Source organism: Aeromonas sp. S19(2024) (assembly GCF_041402625.1).
Classification (GTDB): Bacteria; Pseudomonadota; Gammaproteobacteria; order Enterobacterales; family Aeromonadaceae; genus Aeromonas; species Aeromonas caviae.
Genome location: NZ_JBGLQU010000001.1, coordinates 65916 through 83815, shown reverse-complemented (window position 1 = coordinate 83815; position 17900 = coordinate 65916). Strand labels below are relative to the sequence as shown.

Here is a 17900-nt window from a genome sequence, read left to right as displayed (position 1 = left end):
GGCAGCGAGGTGTTTGTCTCGTGGATAACAAATGCATGGAATGTTCTTGTTGGAGTATGGAAATGACTCATAGAAAAACAATTATTAATACCCTTTTATTGACTGCACTTTTCGGTGGCGCCACCCTGGCTCACGCCGCCGATGTCCCCGCCGGTACCAAGCTTGCTCCCGAGCAAACCCTGGTGAAAGGCAATGGTTCCGAACCCGCCACCCTGGATCCCCAGAAAGTGGAAGGTACCCCCGAATCCAACGTATTGCGTGACCTGTTCGAAGGTCTCGTCTCCTCCGGCCCCAAGGGTGAAACCCTTCCCGGCGTCGCCGAGTCCTGGGAAACCAAGGACAACAAACACTACGTGTTCCACCTGCGCAAGGATGCCAAGTGGTCCAACGGGGATCCCGTCACCGCGCATGACTTCGTCTTTGCCTTCCAGCGCGCGGTGGATCCCAAGACGGCCTCTCCCTACTCCTGGTACATGGAGATCCCGACCATCGTCAATGCCTCCGACATCATCGCGGGCAAGAAGCCGGCCGACACCCTGGGCGTGAAGGCGGTGGACGATCATACCTTCGAGGTGCAGCTGGAGAAGGCGGTGCCTTACTTCGTCAGCATGCTCTCCCACACCACCACCTATCCGGTCCCGAAGAAGGTGATCGAGAAGTTCGGTGACAAGTGGACCCAGCCCGGCAACATGGTATCCAACGGCGCCTACGTGCTGAAGGACTGGGTGGTCAACGAGCGCGTCGACGTCGAGCGCAACCCCAACTACTGGAACAACGGCAAGACCGTCATCAACAAGGTGACCTACCTGCCCATCCAGTCCACCAACGCCGAGCTGAACCGCTATCTGGCTGGCGAAGTGGATCTGACCTACAACATGCCCATCGAACGCTTCAAGCAGATGAAGAAAGAGCTGCCGGACGAAGTAAAGGTGAGCGGCTATGTGGGCACCTACTACTACACCTTCAACACCAAGCGCAAACCTTATGACGACGTGCGGGTGCGTACTGCACTCACCTACGCTATCGATCGCGACGTGATCGCCGACAAGGTGATGGGCAAGGGTGAGACCCCGGGTTATGCCCTGGTGCCCGACTTCGTGGACGGCTTCAAGCCGGTGGCACCATCCTGGTCCAAGCTGACCCAGGCAGAGCGCGATGCCAAGGCGAAAGAGCTGCTGACCGAAGCCGGTTACGGCCCGGGCAACCCGCTCAAGTTCGAGCTGCTCTATAACACCGACGACAACCACAAGAAGGTGGCCGTGGCCGTCGCCTCCATGTGGAAGAAGCTCGGCGTGCAGGTGAGCCTGGTGAACCAGGAGTGGAAGACCTATCTGGAGACGCTCAAGCAAGGTCAGTTTGATGTGGCCCGTCGTGGCTGGATTGCCGACTACAACGAAGCCTCCTCCATGCTGGATCTGATGCAGACCACCCACGGCAACAACGACGGCAAATACTCCAACCCGACGTTCGACAAGCTGATGAGCGAGTCCCGCAACCAGGTGGATGCCGAGGCGCGCAACAAGCTCTATGTCCAGGCCGAAGAGATCCTGGCCAAGGACATGCCGATCGCCCCCATCTATCAGTACGTGACCTCCCGCATGGTCAAGCCCTACGTGGGTGGCTACCCGGCCAACCCGCTGGACAACATCTACAGCAAAGACATGTACATCGTTGCTCACTGAGTAAAGACACAAGTCGCATAACAAGCAGGGCCCGCCAGACGGCGGGCCTTTATTACAACCGCGACCCTTTGGAAGCAGTACAGGACAGGAAATGTCTATGTTGAAATTCATCCTTAAACGTCTACTGGAAGCGATCCCGACTCTGCTGGTCTTGATCACCGTCTCCTTCTTCATGATGCGCTTCGCCCCGGGTAACCCCTTTACCAGCGAACGCGCCCTGCCGCCGGAAGTCCTGGCCAACATCGAAGCCAAATATGGCCTGGACAAGCCCATCGGCATGCAATACCTCACTTACCTCGGCAACCTGGTCCAGGGGGATCTGGGGCCCTCCTTCAAATACAAGGACTTCACCGTCAATGATCTGGTGAGCCAGGCCCTGCCTGTCTCCGCCAAGATAGGCTCGGTCGCCTTCCTGCTGGCAGTGACCCTGGGGGTCACCTTCGGCACCATTGCGGCCCTGAAACAGAACACCCTCATCGACTACCTGTTGATGTCGTCGGCCATGGCCGGGGTGGTGATACCCGGCTTCGTGCTGGCACCGCTTCTGGTGCTCTTCTTCAGTATCTATCTGGGCTGGTTCCCGGCGGGGGGCTGGCAGGGGGGCGGCGCCCAGTTCATGGTACTGCCGGTGTTCGGCATGATGATGTACTACATCTCGGCCATCTCCCGCATCATGCGCGGCAGCATGATCGAAACCATGAACTCCAACTTCATCCGTACCGCCCGCGCCAAGGGGCTGCCCCTGCGCCACATCATCCTCAAGCACGCGCTGCGCCCGGCCATGCTGCCGGTGGTCTCCTACCTGGGACCGGCCTTCGTGGGCATCATCACCGGCTCCGTGGTCATCGAGACCATTTTCGGCCTGCCGGGGATCGGCCAGCTGTTCGTCAACGGTGCCCTCAACCGTGATTACTCCATGGTGCTCGGTCTGACCATTCTGGTCGGCGCCCTCACCATCACCTTTAACGCCGTGGTCGATATTCTCTATGCCGTCATCGATCCCAAGATCCGTTACTAAGCCGGGAGTACATCATGGTAGTCACAACTGAAAAGCGCGAAGCCGTCGAGGCGTTCGCCCAGAAAGTGGAAGTGGTGGAAGGACGCTCCCTGTGGAAGGATGCCCGTCGCCGTTTCCTGCGCAACAAGGCGGCCCTGACCAGCCTCATCATCCTGACCATCATCGGTCTGGCGGTGATCGTGGGGCCCCACCTGTCCCAGTACACGTTCGATGACCCGGACTGGGGGGCCATGCAGAGTGCCCCGGACATGGAGACCGGCCACTGGTTCGGCACCGACAGCCTGGGGCGCGACCTGTTCGTGCGTACCCTGCTCGGCGGACGCATCTCCCTGATGGTCGGCATCATGGGGGCCCTGGTGGCCGTCATCATCGGCACCCTCTACGGGGCCGCGTCCGGCTTCATCGGCGGTCGCGTCGACAGCCTGATGATGCGCGTGCTTGAGATCCTCAACGCCTTCCCCTTCATGTTCTTCGTGATCATGCTGGTGACCTTCTTCGGTCGCAATCTGGCCCTCATCTTCCTCGCCATCGGCGCGGTGAGCTGGCTCGACATGGCGCGGATCGTGCGCGGCCAGACCCTGAGTCTCAAGAGCAAGGAGTTCATCGAGGCGGCCCACGTCTGCGGCGTCTCCAAGTGGAAGATCATCACCCGTCATATTGTGCCCAACGTGCTCGGCATAGTGGCGGTTTACGCCACCCTGCTGGTGCCGGGGATGATCATGTTCGAATCCTTCCTGAGCTTCCTGGGTCTGGGCGTGCAAGAGCCCATGACCAGCTGGGGCGCCCTGCTGGATGAAGGCTCCAAGTCGATGGAAGTGGCCATCTGGCAACTCCTGTTCCCCGCCGGTTTCATGGTGGTGACCCTGTTCTGCTTCAACTTCCTCGGGGATGGTCTGCGTGATGCCCTGGATCCCAAGGATCGCTGATACCCAGGGACCGGCAAGACGCCAAGGGGCCATCAGACCCGTTCAGGGAACGCACCGCGTTCACCACGGGCAGGCCCCCATCACGACAGCGCGATAAGGAGTACTGAGATGAAATTACTGGATGTGAAAGATCTGCGGGTCGAGTTCAAGACCCCGGACGGCAATGTGGTGGCCGTCAACGACCTCAACTTTTCTCTTTCTGCTGGCGAAACCCTGGGGATCGTCGGGGAGTCAGGCTCAGGCAAGTCCCAGACTGCCTTTGCCATCATGGGGCTGCTCGCCAAGAACGGTGTCATCACCGGCTCGGCCAAATTTCAGGGGGACGAGATCCTGAATCTGCCGGAGCACAAGCTCAACAAGATCCGCTCCGAGAAGATCGCCATGATCTTCCAGGACCCCATGACGTCGCTCAACCCCTACATGAAGGTCAAGGATCAGCTGATGGAAGTGCTGATGCTGCACAAGGGGATGACCAAGGCTGCCGCCTTCGAGGAGTCGGTGCGCATGCTGGATGCGGTGAAGATCCCCGAGTCGCGCAAGCGGATGAACATGTACCCCCACGAGTTCTCCGGCGGCATGCGCCAGCGGGTGATGATCGCCATGGCGCTCCTGTGCCGGCCGCAGCTGCTCATCGCCGACGAGCCGACCACGGCGCTGGACGTGACGGTACAGGCCCAGATCATGACCCTGATGAACGAGCTCAAGCGCGAGTTCAACACCGCCATCATCATGATCACCCACGATCTTGGCGTCGTGGCCGGCATCTGCGACAAGGTGCTGGTGATGTACGCAGGCCGGACCATGGAGTACGGCCGGGTCAACGATATCTTCTATCGCCCGAGCCACCCCTATACCGAAGGCTTGCTGCGCGCCATTCCCCGCCTCGACACCGAAGGGGAAGAGCTGCCCACCATTCCGGGCAATCCGCCCAACCTGCTGCGTTTGCCCACCGGCTGCCCTTTCCAGGAGCGTTGCCACCGGGTGAGCGAGATTTGTGGCCAGCAATCGCCGATCCTGACACCGTTCAACGACGGCCGGGAGCGGGCGTGCCACTGGGTATCGGATGCCATGATCAAGGGAGTGAACTAAATGGGTACTGACAAGAAACTGCTGCTGGAAGTGTCCGACCTCAAGGTTCACTTCAGCATCAAGAGTGACAAGGCCTGGCCCTGGGCCAAGCCCTCCGCCCTGAAGGCGGTGGACGGGGTGACCCTGCGCCTCTACGAAGGGGAGACCCTGGGCGTCGTGGGGGAGTCCGGTTGCGGCAAATCCACCTTCGCCCGTGCCCTCATCGGCCTGGTACCGGCCACCGACGGCAAGGTGGTGTGGCTTGGGCAGGACTTGACCAAGCTCGAGCAGAACGCCCTGCGGGAGAAGCGCAAGGAGATCCAGATGATCTTCCAGGACCCGCTGGCCTCCCTGAACCCCCGCATGACCATAGGCGACATCATCGCCGAGCCCCTCATCACCTTCTACCCGACCCTGCCAAGGGAAGAGGTGAAGGAGAAGGTGCGCGCCATGATGACCAAGGTGGGTCTGTTGCCGAACCTGGTGAACCGTTACCCCCATGAGTTCTCCGGCGGCCAGTGCCAGCGCATCGGCATCGCCCGGGCGCTCATCCTCGAGCCCAAGATGATCATCTGTGACGAGCCGGTCTCGGCGCTGGATGTCTCCATCCAGGCTCAGGTGGTGAACCTGCTCAAATCCCTGCAAAAGGAGATGGGGCTCTCCCTCATCTTCATCGCCCACGACCTCTCCGTGGTCAAACACATCTCCGATCGGGTGCTGGTGATGTACCTGGGCAACGCGGTGGAGCTGGGGACCGGCAAGGAGATCTTCGCCAATCCCCTGCACCCCTATACCAAGGCGCTGATGTCGGCGGTCCCCATCCCGGATCCGGATCTGGAGCGCAGCAAGGTCATCCAGATCCTGGAAGGGGACTTGCCATCCCCCATGAATCCGCCCTCCGGTTGCGTGTTCCGTACCCGCTGCCCGGTGGCAGGTCCGGAGTGCGCCAAGACCCGGCCCCAGCTCGAGGGCAACTTCGACCACGCGGTCTCCTGCCTCAAGGTGGACCCGCTCTGAGAACCTGTTAACGATCTTGCTGCGAGGCCGTGATCAAGGCTCATGCGCTGCTCGCTTGTTTGTAACAAAGAGTGCTCATGTATTCATATACATTCCGGTTCCTGCGCTGCTCTTTACCTTGTTGACGACCTCTCGTGACAGCTCGTCGACAGGTTCTAAGGAGAGCCATATTGCGAGGGGCGCCCAGGTGGCGCCCCTTTTTCATGGGACGGTGAAGATGCCCCTTGGCGTCACCTTTCGAGGCTGTTACTATCCGCGCAACAAGGGGAGTAACTTCTCGCCGGTTTGTCGTCATTACGGTGCACCCATATCCTGCAGTGCACCCGGCAGCCGGGCAGTCGATGTCAATCGGCTGTAAGTGAGACCTTGCCGAGAGGCAAGGTGTATCTGCTCCAAACGCGAACCCACTGCCTCCCGGCCGTGGGTTTTGTCGTTTTGGGAGAAGTGAAAATGGGTGAATGGTGGATGTGGACCGGTTTCTTCAGCATAGTGCTGGTCCTGTTGTGGATTGATATCCGCTTTGTCGGTGGCGGCAAGGCGCACAAGGTGTCGCTGAAAGAGGCGGGCATCTGGTCTCTCATCTGGGTCAGCGTGGCGCTCCTGTTCAACCTGGCCATCTGGCTCTGGCTGGATCACAGTGCCGGGCGCGAGATCGCGAACCAGAAGGGGCTGGAGTTTCTCACCGGCTACCTCATCGAAAAGGCACTGGCGGTGGACAACGTCTTCGTCTGGCTGATGCTGTTCGGCTACTTCGCCATCCCGGCGGAGCTGCAGCGCCGGGTCCTGCTCTACGGGGTGCTGGGGGCCATCGTGATGCGCGCCGGCATGGTGTTCGCGGGCAGCTGGCTCATCGAGCAGTTCCACTGGATCCTCTACCTGTTCGGCGCCTTCCTGCTGCTGACCGGTGCCAAGATGCTGTGGGCGGCCGACAAGGAGCCGGATCTCGAGAACAATGCCCTGCTCGGCTGGATGCGTCGTCGCTTCAAGGTGACCGAGACGCTGGAGGGGGAGAAGTTCTTCGTCTGGCGTGACGGTGTGCGCTACGCGACCCCGCTGCTGCTCATCCTGGTGCTGGTGGAGGTGAGCGACCTCATCTTCGCGGTGGACAGTATCCCGGCCATCTTCGCGGTGACCACGGATCCCTTCATCGTGCTCACCTCCAACATCTTCGCCATCATGGGCCTGCGCGCCATGTACTTCCTGCTGGCCGGGGTGGCCGATCGCTTCGCCCTGCTCAAATACGGCCTGGCGCTGATCCTGATGTTCATCGGGGTCAAGATGTTGCTGCTCGATATCTTCAAGATACCGACCGGCATCGCCCTTGGCGTGGTGGCGCTGATCCTGCTGGCCTCCATGGGGCTGAGTCTGCTGATGACCCGCAAAAAGGCGGCGTGAACGTTGCAGTAAAAAGGGCTCCCTCGGGAGCCCTTTTTCATGCCAGCAATTTGCTTAGCGCTTGATCTTCTTGGGGTTGGTGTAGCCCCAGACGGTGTACATGTCCGCCAAGAGGGCACCGTTGTACTCCTCCAGATCGGATTGTTTCACTTCAGCATCACCCTGGCGTCCGAACAGGACCACCTCGTCACCGGGTTTGATCCCCTTGATGTCGGTGACGTCCACCATGGTGGTGTTCATGGAAGTCTTGCCCACGACGGGGGCCTTCTGGCCATGGATCAGCACATAGGCCTTGTTGCTCATGGCGCGGCGGTAGCCGTCGGAGTAGCCCATCGGCAGGTTGGCCAGCAGGGAGTCGCGCTTGAGGGTGAAGGTGCGGTCATAGCCGACGGTGTTGCCCGCCGGGTAGTGGTTGACGGAGGCGACCTGGGTCTTGAACGCCATCACCTTCTTGTACTCGGTGTAGGAGGGAATGGTGTCGCCATAGATGATGCCGCCCGGGCGCACCATGTCAAAGTAGGCTTCCGGCACTTCCAGGGTGGCGAAGGAGTTGGCGGCGTGGATGGTGAGCTTGCTGCGATCCAGCTTGCCGGCGTCGATGAGCCACTGGTAGTCCAGCTTGAACTGGGCCAGCCCCAGCTTGACGTCCTCTTTCTCCTCCACCGGGAAGTGGGTCATGATGCCGACCGGGGTGATCCCCTTGAGCTTGAGCATGGCCAGGGCATCGGCCTTGGCATCGTCCAGGCGCAGATCGATGCCGTTGCGGCTCATGCCGGCGGAGTTCAGGCCGATGTGCACCGGGATGTTGGTGTGATGGCGCTGGGCGATGTCAGCGATTCCCTTGGCGCTCTCCAGGCTGCCGATGAGCTCCTCCAGCTTGTAGGGCAGGGCCTGCTCCACTTCATCCGGGGTGGCGGCACGCACCCGCATCAGGCGACCTTCGAAGCCCTTCTCGCGGGCAACACGTGCTTCTTCGTTGCTGGCGATGCCGATGCAGGGGATGCCTGCCTTGACCACGGAAGGGACCAGCAGGTCGATGCCGTGACCGTAGGCGTCCGCCTTCATGATGGCGCAAATCTGCGGGCCCTTGTCACCGAGGCGATTCTTCAGGGTCTGGATGTTGTGCTCGAAGGCACCGAGATCCACTTCCAGCCAGGCGTTGGCGGCGGTCTGTTCCTGACCGTTGCGGTGGTCGTCGGCGAGCGGCAGATAGGGGGCGGCGACCGCCTGGCCGGCCAGCAGGCCAAAGATCAGGGTCGCGAGCAGTGTTTTCTTGTGCATGGGGCAAGTCCTTTCTTATTGTCTTGAGTTGAGGCTGGGCTCATCGCTGAGGCGAGCTGCGGCAGGTCTGATCATGGCATGTTGCTATGCTAATGATATATTTCACTTTTTATCCAGATGCCGACTCTGGGAGTGTATCTCAACGGCGTCAATCGTGGCACGTGTTGCAGGAAGAAAATATGAAGCTGACGTTGCGGATTCCACCGCTGCTGCTGTTCGTCGTCATCGTGCTCGCCATGTGGCTGGGGCGGGGCGAGGGGAGGGCAGCGCCCCTGTGGCTGGTGCTGGTCGCCACGCTGTGGCTGGCGGGAGCCCTGTTGGGGGGCGGTGCGCTTCTGCATTTCTGGCAGCAGCGCACCACTGTGCACCCCCAGCGGCTGGAGAACAGCCGGGTGCTGGTGACCCGGGGCGTCTATCGCATCAGCCGCAATCCCATGTACCTGGGGCTGCTCTGCTGGACCCTGGCGCTGGCGTGCTATCTGGGAGGCATGGCAGTGTGGCTCGGGCCGCTGCTGCTCTGGGGCTGGCTTACCCGCTTCCAGATCCTGGCGGAGGAGCAGGCGCTGCGGCGACAATTCGGCGATGCCTATGACAACTATTGCCGACAGGTCAGGCGCTGGTGCTGAGGCGCGGCGTGCCCCATCAGGCATATGACAACGGCCCGCAGAAGCGGGCCGTTGTCATGGGTGTCAGGGGGGATCACGCCTTGGCGGTGTCCACCTCGCCGAGGGGGGCGGTCTCACCCAGGCTGTCTTCGCTCTTGGCCACCACGCTCGCGGCGATGGCGTTGCCCAGCACGTTGGTGGCGGAGCGCCCCATGTCTAGGAAGTGGTCGATACCGAGCAGCAGCAGGATGCCCGCTTCCGGGATGTGGAACTGGTTGAGGGTGGCGGCAATCACCACCAGGGAGGCGCGGGGCACCCCGGCCATTCCCTTGGAAGTAACCATCAGCAGCAGCAGCATGGTGATCTGCTGGGCCGTGGAGAGCTCGATGCCATAGGCCTGGGCGATGAACATCACCGCGAAGGTGCAGTACATCATGGAGCCGTCCAGGTTGAAGGAGTAGCCCATGGGGAGCACGAAGCTGGCGATGCGCTTGTCACAGCCAAATTTCTCCAGCCTGTCCAGGGTCTTGGGGTAGGCGGCCTCGGAGCTGGCGGTGGAGAAGGCCAGCAGGATGGGCTCGCGGATGAGGGCGAGCAGGGTCAGGATGCGGCGGCGGATGAAGAGGCTGCCCATGGCGATGAGCAGCAGCCAGAGGCAGCCGAGCGCCAGATAGAACTGGGCCATGAAGGTGCCATAGGTGGCGAGGATGCCGAGCCCCTCCTTGGCGACCATGGCGGCGATGGCGCCAAACACCGCGAACGGGGCGAAGTTCATCACGTAGCCGGTCACCTTGAGCATGATCTCGGCGCCGCTGGCCATCAGCTTGACCACGGGCTTGGCGTCGTCCCCCAAGGCGGCGGCGGCCAGCCCGAAGAAGAGGGAGAAGACCACGATCTGCAGGATCTCGTTGGTGGCCATCGCCTCGACCACGCTTTTCGGGATGGCGTGGGTCACGAAATCCTTGAGGGAGATGGCGGTGGCAACCACGCCTGAGCTGGTGCCGTCATCGGGCAGGGAGAGGGAGAGCCCCACCCCAGGTTGCATCAGGTGGACCATGACCAGCCCCAGGGTCAGGGACATCAGGGAGGCGAGCATGAACCAGCCCAGGGTCTTGACGCCGATGCGGCCCACGGTGCGGGTGTCGCCCATCTTGGCGATACCGACCACGAGCGTGGTGAACACCAGGGGGGCGATGATCATCTTGATGAGGCGCAGGAAGATGTCGGTCAGCAGGGTGATGTCATCGGCAAAGCCTGCGGCCTGTGCGGGCGCGAGCAGGCGATAACCCTGCCCGGTCACGATGCCAAGCAACATCGCAATGAGGATGGCAACGGTCAACTTGTTCATTTTCATGGGGGAGTTCCGGTTTCGATAGGTGCAATGCCTGTGCAGGCGGCGAGGGGCCGCCTCAGTCCTTTTTTGTGATCCGGGCGGTGGAATCCAGACAGCCGGTGTGCTGGAGCATGCCTAATCGCGAAGGGGAAATCCAGTGACTTGTTTCGGAGTTTTGTGCTGTTGTTAGCTGCATTTGATATGCATCTTGTGATTTATTTGTATTAATCGCTGTTTATTTTAATTTTCGCGAGATAAACAGCTTCCATGCTCTGCGCGTCCCGGGGGCTGGCCTCCAGGGTGAAGACGAGCAGGGCCGAGGTGCGATGTTCCACCTGCATGTCGTCCATGAAGGTGTCTGGCTCGTACTCGTCGAACCCGAATTGGGGGCGGGTCGGGGTGACCCTGACGGCATCCCGCGACAGGGTCAGCGTCTCGACCTGAATCCAGGGGTATCCCTTTGCCAGTGCCACCTCACCGGCCCGCTTGAGCACGTATTTGCGCGCCGTTTCCCTGTCCACCAGATCGTTGCCCACAAACTCCAGTTGCCAGCGGGCCGGGCCAAGCTGGGTCTGTGAAAAACCGGTCTGGCCATTCCAGAACGATTTTTCACTGTCATAGGCGGTGGCGCAGCCCGCGAGCTGGCCGACCAGCAGGGCGCTGAGGGCAAGGGTGCAGAAAGTACGAAGGGAAGGCAACATGATGCGGGCCGCTTGGCAAAGGGGGTTTTACTACAGCACAAAGGGATCGGAGAGACAATCGCGGCGGAAGACCATAAAAGAAAAGGCCTTGTCGTCTGACAAGGCCTTTCTCGGGGAATTTGGTCGGTGTGAGAGGATTCGAACCTCCGACCCTCTACACCCCATGCAGATGCGCTACCTGGCTGCGCTACACACCGACGGAGTCAGCTCGGCTGACGGGGAGGGAGTTTATGGAGATGCTCCGACCCTGTCAACAGGGGAAATTCAGGTTCGAGATCGTTTGCCTGCTTTGCGAGCAACTTCGGATCAAAGTGCGACCAGTGGTGCATTTTGTCGGCACCTCACCGCTGTCTTGCAGGAAAAACGGCCACCCGGAGGTGGCCGTTTGGCGTGATGTTCTCAAGCCGAGATCAGCGGTTGAAGGTCAAGCGCTTGCCCAATACCTTGTCGGTGACTTGGCCGTTCTGCCAGGCTATTTGCCCGTTCACCAGGGTCATCTCGATGGTGCTCTGGAAGCGGTAGCCGTTGAACGGGGACCAGCCGCACAGGTAGAGCAGGTTGCTGTCGGTGACCACGTAGGGCTTGCCGAGATCCAGCAGCACCAGGTCGGCGAAGTAGCCTTCCCGGATGTAGCCGCGATCCTGCACCTGGAAGCGCTCGGCCACCGCGTGGGAGGTCTTCTTGACGATGGTTTCCAGGCTGAAGACCCCGTTGTGGTAGAGCTCCAGCAGCGCCTGCAGGGAGTGCTGCACCAGGGGCACGCCGGACGGCGCCTTGAAGTAGCTGTTCTGCTTCTCTTCCCAGGTGTGGGGGGCGTGGTCGGTGGCGATGATGTCGAGCACATCGTTGCGTACCGCATCCAGCAGGGCGTGCTGGTCGGCAGCGCTCTTCACCGCCGGGTTGCACTTGATCTGGCTGCCCAGGGTGTCGTAGTCCGCCTCGTTGAAGAAGAGGTGGTGGACGCATACTTCGGCGGTGATGTTCTTGTCCTTGAGATCCTTCAGATCCGGGGTGGCGGTAAAGAGCGAGAGCTCTTTCGCCGTGGTCAGGTGCAGCACGTGCAGCTTGGCGCCGTACTGCTTGGCCAGGGAGACCGCCATGCTGGAGGATTTGTAGCAGGCGTCCGCGCTGCGGATGCGGCCGTGCTCGCGCATGGGCACGTCTTCGCCCCACTTGGCGCGAGCTTCGTCTTCCAGCACCTTGATGGACGGGGTGTCCTCGCAGTGGGTAACGATCATCACCGGGCTCTCGCGGAAGATGGCTGCCAGGGTCTCCTGGTTGTCCACCAGCATGTTGCCGGTGGAGGCCCCCATGAAGATCTTGATGCCGCAGGACTGCTTGGGATCGAGTTTCTTGATCTCTTCCAGGTTGTCGTTGGTGGCACCCAGGTAGAAGCTGTAGTTGGCGGCGGCGGAGTTGGCGGCGATCTGGGATTTGGCTTCGAGGGCGTCGATGGTGGTGGTCTGGGGATTGACGTTGGGCATTTCCATGAAGCTGGTGGTGCCACCGGCCACGGCGGCCCGGGATTCACTGGCGATGGTTCCCTTGTGGGTCAGGCCGGGCTCCCGGAAGTGGACCTGATCATCGATCATCCCGGGGATGAGATGACGGCCCGTTGCATCGATCACCACGGCATCGGGGGCACTGATGTCCGGGGCGACGCGGGCGATCCGCTCACCCTCGATCAGGACGTCGGAGGCATAGATGCGGCCTTCGTTGACCAGGGTGGCATTCTTGATAAGCAATTTGTTCATGGGGGAGTCCGGTTCCTTTGTCAGTGATCGCGGGTCATAATAGCGCAAACCGCCCTTTCTCTGTAGCAAGGCCTGAGTAATGAAGTTATTTGTTAGAGATTTGACTGTGATCGATTCCAGCTATTTATGCGAGCGCCGCGGCATGGTGGGCGAGAGCTGGCTGGTGGACATCGAGATGAGCGGCGAGCTCAACGAGATGAGCATGCTGCTGGACTTCGGTCGGGTGAAGAAGCTCATCAAGTCGATCATCGATGAAGAGGTGGATCACAAGCTGCTGGTGCCGACGGAATGTCCCCTGGTCCATGTCCACGCGCTGGACAACGACGAGAGCACCGTGGATCTGCTGCGTCCGGGTCGCGCCATTCACCTGCGTTGCCCGACCCAGGGCTTCGCCTTCATTCCCGCCCCCCAGGTGGATAAAGAGTCGGTGACCCGCTATCTGCTGGGGGTACTGGCCAAGCGTCTGCCGGGCAACATCAAGGATCTCTCCCTGACGTTGCGCCAGGAGCGCATCGAGGGCGCCTTCTACCACTACAGCCACGGCCTCAAGAAGCACGACGGCAACTGCCAGCGCATCGCCCACGGCCACCGCTCTCCCATCGAGATAGAGGTGGACGGGGCGCGCAACGAGGAGCTGGAGCTGAACTGGGCCGAGCGCTGGGCCGACATCTACCTGGGCACCGAAGAGGACAGGGTGGCCCTTGGCGAACTCGCCCTGAGCGAGCGGGCCGAGGCGTCACTGAAAGAAGGGAACGCTCACTACATCGGCTTCAAGTATGTGGCGCCCCAGGGGCTGTTCCAGCTCGCCATGCCGGCGGCGGAGGTGGAGATGATCGACACCGACACCACCATCGAGCTGCTGGCCCATTACATCGCCCGCGAAGTGAAGAAGCAGGTAGGGGACAAGTTCGTCAAGATTGTCGCCTATGAAGGGGTCGGCAAGGGCGCCATCGCCTACGCCTGATCCCGCGCCACATGCCAGTAAAAAACAAGGCCCCGCCAATGCGGGGCCTTGTCGTATCGGGTCGTGGCCATCAGGCACTGAGGCGGAAGCGCTGGACCAGCCCCTCCTGCTGCTCGGCAAGGGAGTCGAGCTGCTGGCTGGTCTCGGCGACCCGCTCTATGCCCTGATAGTTGAGATCCGAGATGTCGGAGATGCGGTTGAGGTTGGTGGCGATGTCGGCGCTGGTGGCCTGCTGCTGCTCGGCGGCGGAGGCTATCTGGCTCGACATGTCGCTGATGAGCACCACGATGCCCTGCACCTCTTCCATGGCGTTGTTGGCCTGGGAGCTCTGATCCACGCAACTGTCCATCTCGCGGGAGCACTCCTGCATCACGTTGACCGCCCGGGCGACGCCTTGCTGCAGGTTCTCGATCATGGTCTGGATTTCGCTGGTGGACTGGGCGGTGCGACCGGCCAGGTTGCGCACCTCGTCGGCCACCACCGCAAACCCGCGTCCCTGCTCGCCGGCACGGGCCGCCTCGATGGCGGCGTTGAGGGCCAGCAGGTTGGTCTGCTCGGCGATGCCGCGGATGACGTCGAGGATGTTGCCAATCTGGCCGCTCATGGCGCTCACGTCGCCAATCACCTTGCCGGTCTGCTGCAGCTTGCCCGCGAGCTGATGGGTGGTGGTGATGTTGCCTGCCATTACCTTGCGCCCCATCTCGGAGGCCTTCTCCACATCCTGCACCCGCTCCAGGGTCTGGTTGGCGGCCTGGGCCACCTCCCGCACCGAGGCCTCCATCTGGGTCATGGCGGCGGCGACCGAGGCGGTCTCCTGACGCTGTTTTTCCAGATCCGCCCGCACCGATTCGGTGGTGTGGCGGTTGTCGTGGGCGGCGCTGTTGAGCTGGGTCGACGCCTGGGAGAGCTGCTTGAGCACATCCCCCATCTGGTGGATCAGCAGGTTGATCTGGCTGGCGAGCTGGCCGAATTCGTTCTGGCTCTTGAAGCCGACCCGCTGGGTCATGTCACCCTGGGTCACCTCGGTCAGCACCCGCAGCAGCTCTTTCAGGGGGCGGCGGATGGCCTTGCCCAGGGTGAAGGCCACCAGGATGGCGACGAAGATGGCGATGGCGATGCTGATCCCCTGGGTCAGGGTACTCTGGGTCTGCACCCGATCGGAGGCCTGGATGCTGGCGTTCATCAGCTGCTGGCTCTGGGCGGTGATCCCCTCCAGCTTGTTCTGGATGCTGAGGATGAGCTGGCTCGCCTGCTTGCTCTGCTCGCGCATGGCCTGCTGCTGCTTCATCAGGGCCAGGTATTGGGAGAGCACGCCGTCATTACCCGTGGTGTCGCGCACGAAGCCATGGACGTAGTGGCCCATGTTGTTGTCGAAGTCCTTGAGCTCTCCCTGGAGATCCTTGATGGTGCTGTTGAAGCCCTCGATCTGCATCTTGTTGCGCTTGAGCGCCGCCTCGATGGGGGCGGGGATGCTCTGGTTGAGGGCATCCATGGTGGAGAGCTCGATGGCGGAGAGCTTGGTGGTCAGGGTCTCGGAGAGCATCTTGATGAAGCTGTCGTCGATGGTGACCATCATGTCCCCCAGGTTCTTCTTGAACTGGGGCAGGCTGACCTGGAACTGGCCCTTGGCCTGATTGACCTTGTGCAGCCGGGTGAGCAGGGCCTCGTGTTCGCCGGGCAGGGTCTGGGTCAGTTGCAGGTAGTCATCCACCAGCTTGACGAGGGCAGTCATGTCCGCCTGCAACTGGGGATGAACCGCCACCTGCTGCTTGAGGCTGGCGACCATCTTGTCGACCTGGCCCTTGGCCTGTTGCAACTCGGCCACTTCCGCCGGCAGTTGCTTGAGATCCTGCTCGGTCAGCACGTCGGTGAGCCATTTGTTGGCGCTGAGCAGGCTTATCTGGGTCTGGCTGCTGGCGAGTACCAGCGGCATGGACTCCTGGGTCACCTGATCCAGGGCGCCGCTGAGTTCGCTCTGGCCGCGAAAGGTCAGTACCGCACTGGCGACCATGACGGCGACCAGGATGGCAAAGCCCAGATAGACTCTCTGTAAGATCGAGAGGTCTGACATTGTTTGTTTCATTATTGTCCCGCTGTCTGTGCAAAAGTCCCTTGCCTGAGTACCCCGTCCCTTTGATACCCTGCATGCCCCGAAGGGGATGCCGTTGTGGTTCGCGGGACGTCTCCTCGCTATCGGTATTCTTCACAATAACTGAAGCGATTGGGACAACGGCTGTGCCAAATGTCGGCTTGTGTCACACTTGGCGCGTTGCGGCGGCCTGTTTGGGAGCCGCTTGAGCTTTGTATTGAATTTTCTTTTTCCTATAAAGGAGTTACCCATGGCGCAAGAAACCATTTTCAGCAAAATCATCCGCAAGGAGATCCCCGCCGACATCCTTTATCAAGACGACCTGGTGACCGCGTTTCGCGACATCCAGCCCAAGGCCAAGACCCATATCCTGATTATTCCCAACGTGCTCATCCCCACCGTCAATGACGTGGAGCCGGATCACGAGCTGGCGTTGGGCCGGATGTTCACCGTGGCCCGCAAGCTCGCCAGCGACGCGGGCATCGCCGAGGACGGCTACCGCCTCATCATGAACTGCAACCGCCACGGCGGGCAGGAGGTCTATCACATCCACCTGCACCTGGTCGGTGGCGAGCCCCTGGGACCCCTGCTGAGCCTGTGATGCGCCTCGTCACGTCGACCGGCCTGCTGTTGGCCGGTCTGCTGCTGGGGGGCTGTGCCTCCCAGTGGAAAGACATGTTCGTCTCCTACTCGGATCAGATGGTGCCCCTGCGCAACCAGCTGCTGCTGGGCCATGCCGCCGAGGCCCTGCCCGAGGTGCGCGAATCGACCCCGGGGGACGACACCTTCGTGCTCGACCAGCTGGAGAAGGGGCGCATCGCCTGGCTGGCGGGTCAGGACGGCCCCAGCAAGCAGGCCTTTGCCGCCGCCGACAGCCGGCTTGCGTGGGAAGACAATCAGGCAGAGTACCGCCTGAGCCAGGGACTGGCCCAGGCGGGCAGCCTGCTCACCAACGATCAGACCCTGGCTTACCAGGCGCCCGATTACGAGCGCACCATGCTGCACCACTATCTGGCGCTCAACTACTTGCAGCGCGGAGATGCCGACGGCGCCCTGGTAGAGGTGCGCCGTGCCAATCAGGTGCAGGAGCAGGCCCTTAAACGGCGGGCCGACGAGGTGCGCAAGGCCGCGCAGGAGGGGGATCGGGAGGACGAAGCCGGGGAGATGCGCCAGCTGATGTCGCGCGGCGCCCCCGAGCTCGATCGCCTGATAGGCCAGGTGAAAAACGGTTTCCAGAACGCCTACACCTTCTATTTCTCCGGCGTGCTCTACGAGGCGGCCGGGGATCTCAACGACGCCTGGGTCGATTACCAGCGCGGCTACCAGATAGCGCCGGACAACCAGAGCCTGCAGGATGCCCTGCTGCGCCTGGCCCGGCTTCGCGGCTCTCCCGAGGAGCTCAAGGAGACCGAGCAACGGATGGGCCGCAAGGCGCCGCCCTTGGCCAAGGATCAGGGCCAGCTGGTGGTGCTGTTTGAAGATGGCCTGATCCCGGCGCGCCGTGAGCTCTTCCTGCCGCTGCCCATCTCCACCTCCAGCGGCGATTTTCGTACCTTTACCGTGGCGGTGCCCTATTACGACAATCGGGCCAGCGACGGCGCCCCGCTCACCCTGTCGGTGGGCAAGGGGGTGGCGCAGACCAGCGAGCTGGTGAGGCTGGAGGCGCTGGCGGCCAAGGATCTGCAGGAGCGGCTGCCCGGCATGCTGACCCGGCAGGCCCTGCGGCTGGTGGCCAAGGAGCAGGTACGGCGCACTGCCGCCAAGGAGGGGGGGGATGTGGGCAACATCCTGGTGGGGATCTTCAACACCCTCTCGGAGCGGGCGGATACCCGCAGCTGGCTGACGCTGCCCGCCAAGGCCTCGAGCTGGCAGGGGATGGTCCCGGCCGGGAACGTCACCCTGACCCTGGGGGCGGGCAGCGCCATGCGCACCCTGCCACTCAGCATCCACGCCGGGCGCACCACCCTGGTGTGGGTACAGCGCCTGGGGAGCGGGCTCACGACCCGGGTGATGCCCCTCTAGGGGGAACCGGATATGGCAACTCAGATGAATGACCGGTCAGGCCGA

General features: G+C 61.8%; 15 protein-coding genes and 1 tRNA gene. 10 read left to right on the top strand and 6 right to left on the bottom strand.

Annotated elements, in window-relative coordinates; genetic code table 11:
• Positions 1-62 precede the first annotated feature (62 nt).
• The 6 genes from ACB037_RS00365 (at position 63) to ACB037_RS00340 (ending at position 7106) form a co-directional block, all read left to right on the top strand.
• Complete coding sequence (locus ACB037_RS00365) at positions 63-1682, top strand: ABC transporter substrate-binding protein (RefSeq protein ID WP_319901105.1); 1620 nt, start codon at positions 63-65, stop codon at positions 1680-1682.
• Between the two features lie 97 nt (positions 1683-1779).
• Entirely contained in the window at positions 1780-2700 is a 921-nt protein-coding gene (gene oppB / locus ACB037_RS00360; protein ID WP_010674330.1) for an oligopeptide ABC transporter permease OppB, read from the top strand.
• A 14-nt stretch (positions 2701-2714) separates the two neighbouring features.
• Positions 2715-3626, top strand: a complete 912-nt coding sequence (gene oppC, locus ACB037_RS00355) for an oligopeptide ABC transporter permease OppC (protein ID WP_010674331.1) — start codon at positions 2715-2717, stop codon at positions 3624-3626.
• Positions 3627-3734: 108 nt separating this feature from the next.
• On the top strand, positions 3735-4715 hold the full coding sequence (locus ACB037_RS00350) for an ABC transporter ATP-binding protein (protein WP_039038983.1): 981 nt from the start codon (positions 3735-3737) through the stop codon (positions 4713-4715).
• Positions 4716-5711 (top strand): murein tripeptide/oligopeptide ABC transporter ATP binding protein OppF, encoded by a 996-nt coding sequence (oppF, locus tag ACB037_RS00345; protein WP_045525464.1) that lies wholly within the window; start codon positions 4716-4718, stop codon positions 5709-5711.
• 450 nt (positions 5712-6161) lie between these two features.
• The gene (locus tag ACB037_RS00340; protein WP_029314355.1) at positions 6162-7106 is read left to right on the top strand and encodes a TerC family protein; all 945 of its coding nucleotides are present in this window, start codon (positions 6162-6164) and stop codon (positions 7104-7106) included.
• Between the two features lie 54 nt (positions 7107-7160).
• On the opposite strand, the gene alr is transcribed toward ACB037_RS00340, so the two are convergent.
• Positions 7161-8387 (bottom strand): alanine racemase, encoded by a 1227-nt coding sequence (gene alr / locus ACB037_RS00335; protein ID WP_371174749.1) that lies wholly within the window; start codon positions 8385-8387, stop codon positions 7161-7163.
• Between the two features lie 179 nt (positions 8388-8566).
• Here alr and ACB037_RS00330 point away from each other — a divergent pair, with 179 nt between their 5' ends.
• Positions 8567-9013, top strand: a complete 447-nt coding sequence (locus tag ACB037_RS00330; protein ID WP_371174748.1) for an isoprenylcysteine carboxylmethyltransferase family protein — start codon at positions 8567-8569, stop codon at positions 9011-9013.
• A gap of 73 nt (positions 9014-9086) precedes the next feature.
• Here the strand turns inward: ACB037_RS00330 and ACB037_RS00325 are convergent, their stop codons facing one another.
• The 4 genes from ACB037_RS00325 to ACB037_RS00310 all read right to left on the bottom strand — a co-directional run bounded on the left by ACB037_RS00325 (position 9087) and on the right by ACB037_RS00310 (position 12780).
• Complete coding sequence (locus ACB037_RS00325) at positions 9087-10346, bottom strand: dicarboxylate/amino acid:cation symporter (RefSeq protein ID WP_045525467.1); 1260 nt, start codon at positions 10344-10346, stop codon at positions 9087-9089.
• 203 nt (positions 10347-10549) lie between these two features.
• Positions 10550-11026 (bottom strand): hypothetical protein, encoded by a 477-nt coding sequence (locus ACB037_RS00320; RefSeq protein WP_223955526.1) that lies wholly within the window; start codon positions 11024-11026, stop codon positions 10550-10552.
• Positions 11027-11146: 120 nt separating this feature from the next.
• Positions 11147-11223 (bottom strand) — tRNA-Pro (locus tag ACB037_RS00315).
• A 213-nt stretch (positions 11224-11436) separates the two neighbouring features.
• Positions 11437-12780, bottom strand: a complete 1344-nt coding sequence (locus ACB037_RS00310) for a dihydroorotase (RefSeq protein ID WP_371174747.1) — start codon at positions 12778-12780, stop codon at positions 11437-11439.
• Positions 12781-12859: 79 nt separating this feature from the next.
• Here ACB037_RS00310 and ACB037_RS00305 point away from each other — a divergent pair, with 79 nt between their 5' ends.
• A complete protein-coding gene (locus ACB037_RS00305) occupies positions 12860-13744 on the top strand; it encodes a 6-carboxytetrahydropterin synthase (RefSeq protein WP_201894747.1) in 885 nt (294 codons plus the stop codon).
• 70 nt (positions 13745-13814) lie between these two features.
• Here the strand turns inward: ACB037_RS00305 and ACB037_RS00300 are convergent, their stop codons facing one another.
• Entirely contained in the window at positions 13815-15827 is a 2013-nt protein-coding gene (locus ACB037_RS00300) for a methyl-accepting chemotaxis protein (protein ID WP_041215416.1), read from the bottom strand.
• A gap of 256 nt (positions 15828-16083) precedes the next feature.
• On the opposite strand from ACB037_RS00300, the gene hinT reads away from it, so the two are divergent.
• Positions 16084-16434 carry a purine nucleoside phosphoramidase gene (gene hinT, locus ACB037_RS00295; protein WP_010674343.1) on the top strand — a complete coding sequence of 117 codons (351 nt, stop codon included), beginning with the start codon at positions 16084-16086 and terminating at the stop codon, positions 16432-16434.
• Positions 16434-17855, top strand: coding sequence for a COG3014 family protein (locus ACB037_RS00290; RefSeq protein WP_371174746.1), 1422 nt, complete (start codon positions 16434-16436; stop codon positions 17853-17855). The genes hinT and ACB037_RS00290 overlap by 1 nt, the downstream gene beginning before the upstream one ends.
• The last annotated feature ends 45 nt before the right edge of the window (positions 17856-17900 follow it).